We start from the raw sequence: 7,961 nt of genomic DNA, 5'->3' as shown, positions 1-7,961 counted from the left end.
CCCGCGCCCGCGCCGGGCAGCGGCCAAAAGGCACAGACCGGCGGCGGTATCTGCAGAGCAAGCGGCAGCGCCTTGGCCGAGGCGTCATCGAGGGCGATCACGATATCCGCCGCCCGCCCCTCTGCCCCGCGCGGCACCGCACCCGGCGGAGGCAGCCCCCCAGACCTCGAGCAGCGCCAGCAGCAGCGGATCGAAGGCGCGCGCCGGGTCCAGCCCCGCCGCCTGCACCTGCGCCTTGCCCCAGAGCCGCCGCCGCGCCAGCGCGCCTGCAAATGGCGACAGGAGCGCCCCATCGGCGCAGAGAAGCAGCAACCGCACCCTGCCCGCCGTGACGCGCTCCGGGATACCGCCGGCCCGCCCCAGCGCCACATCGGCCCCGAGCCACTCGATCACATGTGCCAGCGCCCCCGGTACCGCGTGGTAGAGCCGCAGCGCACCTCGCGCCCGCTGCACCAGCAGCCCTGCCTCGCAGAGCGCTGCCAGATGCGCAGAGAGCGTCGAGGGCGGCACCGCCAGTGCCCGCGCCAGATCCCCTGCCGAGAGCGCATGTGGCAGGTGGCGCACCAGCAGCCGCAGCACCCGCAAGCGCAGCGGGTTGCCGAGCAGGGAAAGGCGGGTGAGACAGAGCGAATCCATGCGCCCCTGCATAGCGCAGCGCCCTTGAAGGCGGGGTTAACGATGTCCCTCCGCAACCGCCCCGCACGCGCCCACTTGACCTTTCCCCGGCGCGGCCCTAGCGCTCTGCGCATGGCACAGGCACCCCTTCTCCAGCTCTCCGACATCTCGCTCACCTTCGGCGGCGAGCCGGTCTTTTCCGGCCTCTCGCTCAACGTCCAGCCCGGCGACCGCGTCGCGCTGGTCGGCCGCAACGGCTCGGGCAAATCCACCTTGATGAAGGTCATGGCGGGCTTCGTCGAGCCCGACACCGGCGACCGCATCGTGCCGCCGGGCATCTCGGTGGGCTACATGGAGCAGGAGCCGGACCTCTCGGGCTTCGAGACGCTGGGCGATTATGCCGCCGAGGGCCTCGGCCCGGCGGAGATGTACAAGGTCGAGGCGGCGGGCGAAGGGCTTGGCTTCGATCCCGCGCGCCCCGTCGCCACCGCCTCGGGCGGCGAGCGCCGCCGCGCCGCGCTCGCGAAGCTGATGGCGCAGGACCCGGACGTCATGCTGCTCGACGAGCCGACCAACCACCTTGATATCAACGCCATCGGCTGGCTCGAGGACGAGCTGAAGCGCACCCGCAAGGCGTTCGTGCTGATCTCGCACGACCGGCGATTCCTCGAGAACCTGACCCGCGCGACGCTCTGGATCGACCGCGGCGCGGTGCGCCGGCAGGAGCAGGGCTTTGCCGGCTTCGAGGCCTGGCGCGACAAGACCTGGGCCGAGGAAGACGAGGCCCGCCACAAGCTCGACCGCAAGATCAAGGCCGAGGCGAAATGGGCGGTCGAGGGCATCTCGGCCCGCCGCACGCGCAACCAGGGCCGGGTGCGCGCGCTTCAGGCGCTGCGCGCCGACCGCGCCTCGCAGATCCGCCGCCAGGGCACCGCGGCGATGGAGCTGTCCTCCGGCCCGACCTCGGGCAAGAAGGTGATCGAAGCCCTGGGGCTCTCGAAGGGCTTCGGCGACAAGCAGATCGTCAAGGATTTCTCGCTGACCGTCATGCGCGGCGACCGCGTGGCCTTTGTCGGCCCGAACGGCGTCGGCAAGACCACCCTGATCCGCATGCTGATGGGCGAGATCGCCCCCGACGCGGGCAGCGTCAAGCTCGGCACCAACCTCGTGCCCGCGATCTTTGACCAGACCCGCGCCCGGCTCGATCCCGAGATGACGCTCTGGGAAAGCCTCACCGGCGATCCCGAGATGCGCGTTTCCGGCAAGGCCGACCAGGTGCTGGTCCGCGGCCAGCCGAAACACGTGGTCGGCTACCTCAAGGAATTCCTCTTCGACGAGCGCCAGGCGCGCGCCCCCGTCCGCTCGCTCTCGGGCGGCGAGAAGGCGCGGCTGCTGCTGGCCAAGATCATGGCCAGCGAGAGCAACATGCTGGTGCTCGACGAGCCGACCAACGATCTCGACGTGGAAACGCTGGACCTGCTGCAGGACCTGCTCGGCGACTATGACGGCACGGTGCTGCTGATCAGCCACGATCGCGACTTCCTCGACCGGGTGGCCAGCACGACCATCGCCATGGAGGGCGACGGCCGCGCGGTGACCTACGCCGGCGGCTGGAGCGACTACCAGGCGCAGAAGGCCGAAGCCGAGGCGGACGCCGCGCCGAAGGAGAAGGTCCCCGCCAAGCCCGCAAAAGACAGCGCTCCGCCGAAGCCCAAGGCCCCGGCCAAGGGCCTCAGCTTCAAGGACAAGCACCGGCTCGAGGAGCTTCCGGGGCTGATCGACCGGCTCGGCGCCGAGATCGGCAAGCTCGAGGGGCTGCTGGCCGATCCCGAGCTCTTCACCCGCGAGCCGGTGAAGTTCAAGAAGGCCACCGAGGCATTGAGCGAGCGGCAGGAAAAGCTCGCCGCAGCCGAGGAGGAATGGCTCGAACTGGCGGAAAAGGCCGAAGCGGCGGGCTGATGCCCGCAGCCCGGGGTCCCGCGACCAAGTCTCTTCGAGGAGAATTGCAAGAGCCTTCGAAGGCTCTTGCGCCCTACTCGCCCGCCTGCTGAAGCGGCAGGCGCTTCTCGGCGATCACCATCACTCCCACGGTCAGCAGGATGCGCACCACGTGGTGCAGGCTGACCAGCGCCGGGTTGGCAGCGAGCGAGAGCGCGATGATCGACATCTCGGTCACGCCCCCGGGCGCGTAGGAGATCATCAGGTGCAGGAAGGGAATATCCGTTGCCGCGGCCAGCGCCAGCGCGAAGGCCCCGCCGACCGCCAGCATCCAGCCCACCGAAAGCACGCTCAGGCCGAGCGAGCGGCGCAGCATGGCGCCGGTCATCCCGGTGAAGCGCACGCCGAGCGAGCTGCCCACCACCACCTGCGCCGCGGCGATCAGCCAGAATGGCAGGTGCATGTCGACCAGCCCCGAGAGGGTCAGCGCCGCCGAAAGCAGTAGCGGCCCGGTGATCTGCCCTGCCGGCAACTTGATGCGCGAGGCGACGAAGAGCCCCGCGAAGGCGGCCAGGACCACCACCAGCAGTTCCCCGGCACTGGCGGGCCCGGTCGGCATGACGCTCTGCCCCGCAGCGCTGCCCACCGGGTGACCGATCCAGAGCGACAGCGCCGACGGCAGGATCGAGATGACGAGGATGATGCGCAGGAACTGCTGCGCGGTCAGCAGCCGAAGGTCCGCCCCGGCCTTCTCGCCCAGCACCAGGCTCTCCATCAATCCGCCCGGCGCCCCCGCGTAGAAGGCCGTGGCCCGGTCATAGCCGCCGATCCGGTGGAAGATCAGGAAGTTCCCGCCCTGCGCCAGCACCACGAAGACCGCCAGCATCGACAGGGTCAGCGGCAACTCGGGGAGCAGCGCGAAAACCTCGGGTGTCACCTGCGTGCCGATCATCACTCCGATGAGGCCGATGAAGAGCGTGCGGAACTTCATCGGGTAGGCATAGTCGGCCAGTGCGCGCTTCTGGAACAGCGCGACGGCGATGCCGGAGGTGAAGAGCGAGCCCAGCATGTAGGGCATCGGGAAGTGGGCAAGCTGCGCGAGCCAGCCCCCGATCCCGCCCGCGATCAGCAGGCAGCCCGTGGTGAAGATCATGCGCAGGGAGAGCGTGGAGAGGGTCATCTGCCGACATAAATCCCATCGCGCTCGCCTGTGCAATGGCACGCGGGCCGGAGCCTGCGTGCCTGCTTACGGACCGCGCTCAGCGCGAGAGGTCCGCCGCGATGCGGTCCGCAAGTTGCGCGGTGGCACTGCCCGCCGCCGCGGCGATGCCTGCGGCGTTGGCCGCCTGCAGCGGCACGGTGATCTCGAAGCGGCTCACCCTTTCGCGGATCACCCGGTCGTAGGAGGAGAGCGCGTATTGGCCCTTGAGGCGGAAATAGCCGGTTTCATTGGCCACCGCCTCGGAGATGCGCACATGCACCGCCGCCTGCGCCGGCTCTTCCAGCGGCCAGGGCTCCGAGGCCACGGTGGCGCCGCTGATCGTCGCCGAGACGCTCGGCCAGCGCCTGGGTCATGGCGCGGCGCGGATCGTCGGCCCAGAGCGCGCCCTCGACCTGGGTCATCGCGCCGGCGGCATCCTCGAGCAGGATCTCCGAGGCGTCGGCATAGGCCGGCAGCGAGACCTCGCGCACCTCCAGCGTGGACACGGCGAGGCGCGCCGAGGAGGCGGGCGGCATGCTTTCCATCCGGTAGCGCGGCTCTGAGCCGCAGGCGGCGGCGAGCAGCGGCAGCAGCAGGATCGGAAGGGTCGTCTTGAGGCGCATGCGTGGTCTCCTGTCAGCGGCCGAAGAGCAGCGAGTTGGGGTTGCGTTCGATCGAGCGGGCAAGCTTGTTCAGCGCCTCGGCGGCGGTCTGCACCTCGCGCAGGGCCGAGACGGTCTGGCGATTGAAGGCGGAGTTGCCGTCATAGCCCGAGATCACCGATTCCGCCTCGGCCACCAGCCGCTGGATGCGGGCGGAGAGTTCGGGCAGCGTGGCTGCCGCCTCCTCGACCGCCGCGGCGGCATCGCGCGCCGAGGCGAGCGTGGCGTTGGTGTTCTCGATCACCCCGCCGGCGCGCAGCTCGGAAAGCGCGCCCTGCGCCTCCTGCAGCATGGCCGAGAGGTCGGCAGGCAACTGCCGGGTGCTGTCCTGGTCGACGAGCTTGCCCGCCCCGTCGAGGAAGGTCCCGGCGTCGGCAAGGAAGCTCTCGAGGTCGAGCGCGGTGGCCTTCTGGGTGAGCGCCCGCAGGTCGGCAAGCAGGTCGGGCACGCCGGCCATGCTCTCGTCGACCGACCCCGCGACGCCTGTGACCTCCGCGGCCGCGGCTTCCGCTGCCTCGAGGGTGGAGACAAGCTGCTGCACCGCGCCGGCGGCGCGCATGTCCTCGATCACCCCGCGCAGCTCGGCGACGGTGCCGCGCAGCTCGCCGGGGATCGCCTTGATCTCGTCGCTGCCGATCAGCCCGCGGGCGTCCTCGAGCAGGCCGATGACCGCGTCGGGCGCGTCGCGCAGGCGCGGATTGGCGGTGAAGTTCTCGATCGAGGCGAGCGTGTCGATGGCCTGGTCGAGCAGGTCCTCGACCGGCAGGTCGTTGATGCGCTGGAACAGGCCTTCGGCGGTGGCGGTGATGTCCGGCAGGTCCGACTCGACCGAGGGGATCAGCGGCGCGTCCTGCGCGAAAATGCCGAAGGTGGCGGGTTCGGCGTCGGGGATCTCGGCCAGTTCCACCACCAGCGACTGGCTGAAGAGGTTCTGCGAGGCGAGCCGCGCGCGCAGCCCGTTCTTCACCGCGTTGGACAGGAAGGCGATGGTTTCGGACTGTGGCGCCTCTTCCTCGAGACCCAGTGCGCGCGGGTCGATCGAGAGCGTGGTGCGCAGCCGCACGGTCTGGGTCTCGCCCTCGCCGTCGATGAACGCGCCGATGGCAGTGACGCGACCGACCCGCAGACCGCGGTAGGTGACGGCAGAGCCAACCTCGAGCCCGCGCACGGACTCGTCGAATTCGGCAGTCAGCTCAACCGCGTTGGAGATGGTTTCCGAAAACAGGCTGTCACGGGCCGAGGCCTCGTCGTCATAGAGGTCGAAGGCATATCCGGCGGGCACCGCGCTGCCGCCCGACACGACGGTGTCAAAGGCGATGCCGCCGCGGATCAGCGCCGCGACCGAGCCGACCGAGAGATTGAGCCCCGAGGGACCGATGTTCACCGAGAATCCCGAGGTATCCCAGAAGCGCGTGGCGGTGGTGATGCGGCGGTCGTTGGGGGCCTCGATGAAGGCGTCGACCACCACGCCGTTGCCGCGCTCGAGAAGGCGCGGCGTCTCGATCCGGCCGACCTCGATCCCCTGGTAGAAGATCGGCGCGCCGGCCGAGAGCTGCGTGCCATCGTCGGCGCGGATGGTGATGCGGGTGCCCTTGACGCCGGGGCGCACCAGCGGCGTCTGGTCGAGGCCACGGAACTTGCGGGCCGAGGCGCCCTCTTGCGGGGCAAAGCCGGCCTCGATGTAGACGCCCGAAAGCACGGTCGAGAGCCCGGTGATTCCCGAGGCCGAGACCTCGGGGCGGACCACCCAGAACTCGGCGTCCGCCGGCAGGGAGTCGGCGACATTGCGGTCGATCCGCGCGCTCACCCGCACCTCAGCCAGATCGTCCGAAAAGACCACCTCCTCGACAGTGCCGACGATCACGTCTCGGTACCGGATGGTGGTCTCGTCGGCGGTGATGCCGGCGGCATTCTCGAAGGTGATCTCGATCAGCGCGCCGCGTTCGGCAAGGCTCTGCCAGGCGATGAACACGGTCACCGCGATGGCGGCGAGCGGCACGAGCCAGACCAGCGAGAGGTTGCGCCAGACAGAGCGGCGCTTGGGCTCGATCTCCATCTTCGCGGGTTTGGGCTCACTCATTGCTCGGGTTCCTCGCTCGCATCCCAGATCAACCTCGGATCGAAGCTCTGTGCCGAAAGCATTGTGAATGCAACAGAAAGCGCAAAACTGATTGCTGCAATCCCGGGATTGATCGCGGCGGCAAAGTCCAGTTGCACCAGTGAGGCAAGAATGGCCACCACGAAGACGTCGATCATCGACCAGCGACCGACAAATTCCACCACCTCGTAGAGGTGCTGGCGCTTGCCGGGCGAGAGCTTCACCCGGTGGGTCACGCTCAGCGCGAGATAGGCGATGGCGATGAACTTGGCGACGGGGATCATGATCGAGGCGAAGAAGACGATCCCGGCGATGCCGTAGGACCCGTGGTGCACGAGGTCCACCACGCCGCCAAAGATCGTGCTGTTGGTGGTCTTGCCCAGAAGCGTTGTCTTCAACATCGGGTAGACATTGGCCGGCACATAGACCACCAGCCCCGCCCCGAGCCAGGCCCAGACACGCTGCAACGAAGTCTCGTCTCGGCTCGACAGGCGCGCACCGCAGCGCGTGCAGCGCTCGGGGCCCGGCACGTGGACCTTGCCGCATTCGGTGCAGGCGATCATCCCGGCGCGCCGGGCGGTGAGCACGGGCTGTGCGCTTTCGGAGGGGTGGCTCATTGGCGGCGCTGCTCCAGCGTCTTCCATACGGTGACCCTGCACATGAAGGTGTCCTTGAGCACGGTGACGATCACCAGTGCGACGAATGCCCAGAAGGCCGGGCCGATCGACAGATGCGCGAGGCCCGCCACCTTGACCAGCGCCACGGCGACGCCGACGATGAACACCTCGGCCATCGCCCAGGGGCGCAGGTGGTCGGCGAGCCGGAAGAAGAACTCGGCATGGCGCGCCGGGCGGTGGCCGAAGGCCATGGGCGCCAGCACGTAGACCAGCGACAGGAACCGCACCGAGGGCAGGACGACGATCAGCGAGGCCATGGCGATGGTCAGCGGCGCGGTCATCCCGCTCGAGAAGGCGAGGATCGTGTCGAGCAGCGAGCTGCGCTGCACCCGGCCTGCCACGGAGAGTTCGAGGAACGGAAAGAACATCGCCGCCACCATCAGCACCAGCGCCGAGAGCGCGAGCATGATGATCCGGGTCATCGCCAGGCTGCGCGGGGCTTCCAGCACCTCGTGGCAGCGCGCGCAGCGGGCGGTCTCGCCGGTGGCGACATCGCGCTCCTCGTGCAGCGTGTCACAGAGCGGGCAGGCAATGAGCTGCTCGGCCTGCTCCGCGGTGAAGGCGGGCGGCGGGAAGGCCGGGGTGATCTGCGGCGGCAGCTCGGAGGCGACAATGTCGGCGAGGCTCATGCTCCCAATCTAGAACGCGGCGGGTTGCAAGGAAAGGGCTGGCGGGACAAAGCCTTCGCCCTGCCCCCAAGCAGGCATCCGGGGCGCGTCGCCGGCCTGTCCCGGGCCGCTCCATCGACAAGCGCCGGGGCAGCCGCTACC

At 69.4% G+C, this 7,961-nt stretch carries 6 protein-coding genes and 1 pseudogene; 1 reads left to right on the top strand and 6 read right to left on the bottom strand.

Annotated features, from left to right (window positions below):
• Nucleotides 1-84 precede the first annotated feature (84 nt).
• Nucleotides 85-636 carry a helix-turn-helix domain-containing protein gene (locus tag CLG85_RS23125; protein WP_260350111.1) on the bottom strand — a complete coding sequence of 184 codons (552 nt, stop codon included), beginning with the start codon at nucleotides 634-636 and terminating at the stop codon, nucleotides 85-87.
• 111 nt (nucleotides 637-747) lie between these two features.
• On the opposite strand from CLG85_RS23125, the gene CLG85_RS23120 reads away from it, so the two are divergent.
• Nucleotides 748-2,574, top strand: a complete 1,827-nt coding sequence (locus tag CLG85_RS23120; RefSeq protein WP_260350110.1) for an ABC-F family ATP-binding cassette domain-containing protein — start codon at nucleotides 748-750, stop codon at nucleotides 2,572-2,574.
• Nucleotides 2,575-2,647: 73 nt separating this feature from the next.
• Here the strand turns inward: CLG85_RS23120 and CLG85_RS23115 are convergent, their stop codons facing one another.
• From CLG85_RS23115 to CLG85_RS23095, 5 genes and pseudogenes are all read right to left on the bottom strand, one after another.
• Nucleotides 2,648-3,733 (bottom strand): AbrB family protein, encoded by a 1,086-nt coding sequence (locus CLG85_RS23115; protein WP_095883179.1) that lies wholly within the window; start codon nucleotides 3,731-3,733, stop codon nucleotides 2,648-2,650.
• A 79-nt stretch (nucleotides 3,734-3,812) separates the two neighbouring features.
• A pseudogene (locus tag CLG85_RS23110) lies at nucleotides 3,813-4,290 on the bottom strand (PqiC family protein).
• A 100-nt stretch (nucleotides 4,291-4,390) separates the two neighbouring features.
• Nucleotides 4,391-6,496, bottom strand: coding sequence for an MlaD family protein (locus CLG85_RS23105; RefSeq protein WP_260350109.1), 2,106 nt, complete (start codon nucleotides 6,494-6,496; stop codon nucleotides 4,391-4,393).
• Nucleotides 6,493-7,158: a paraquat-inducible protein A gene (locus CLG85_RS23100; protein ID WP_375796947.1), complete on the bottom strand. Its 666-nt coding sequence runs from the start codon at nucleotides 7,156-7,158 to the stop codon at nucleotides 6,493-6,495. Before CLG85_RS23100 ends, CLG85_RS23105 begins: the two co-directional genes overlap by 4 nt.
• Nucleotides 7,128-7,820, bottom strand: a complete 693-nt coding sequence (locus CLG85_RS23095; protein ID WP_095884445.1) for a paraquat-inducible protein A — start codon at nucleotides 7,818-7,820, stop codon at nucleotides 7,128-7,130. Before CLG85_RS23095 ends, CLG85_RS23100 begins: the two co-directional genes overlap by 31 nt.
• Nucleotides 7,821-7,961 lie beyond the last annotated feature (141 nt).

The sequence above is a fragment of the Alloyangia mangrovi genome, from assembly GCF_002300555.2.
GTDB classification, from domain to species: domain Bacteria; phylum Pseudomonadota; class Alphaproteobacteria; order Rhodobacterales; family Rhodobacteraceae; genus Salipiger; species Salipiger mangrovi.
This window is presented reverse-complemented; position numbering and strand designations above follow the sequence as displayed.

Bases quoted from the DNA above. Each gene is read 5' to 3' on its own strand.
- CLG85_RS23105 (WP_260350109.1), bottom strand. From the start codon at position 6,496: ATGAGTGAGCCCAAACCCGCGAAGATGGAGATCGAGCCCAAGCGCCGC.
- CLG85_RS23100 (WP_375796947.1), bottom strand. From the start codon at position 7,158: ATGGAAGACGCTGGAGCAGCGCCGCCAATGAGCCACCCCTCCGAAAGC.
- CLG85_RS23095 (WP_095884445.1), bottom strand. From the start codon at position 7,820: ATGAGCCTCGCCGACATTGTCGCCTCCGAGCTGCCGCCGCAGATCACC.
- CLG85_RS23125 (WP_260350111.1), bottom strand. From the start codon at position 636: ATGGATTCGCTCTGTCTCACCCGCCTTTCCCTGCTCGGCAACCCGCTG.
- CLG85_RS23115 (WP_095883179.1), bottom strand. From the start codon at position 3,733: ATGACCCTCTCCACGCTCTCCCTGCGCATGATCTTCACCACGGGCTGC.
- CLG85_RS23120 (WP_260350110.1), top strand. From the start codon at position 748: ATGGCACAGGCACCCCTTCTCCAGCTCTCCGACATCTCGCTCACCTTC.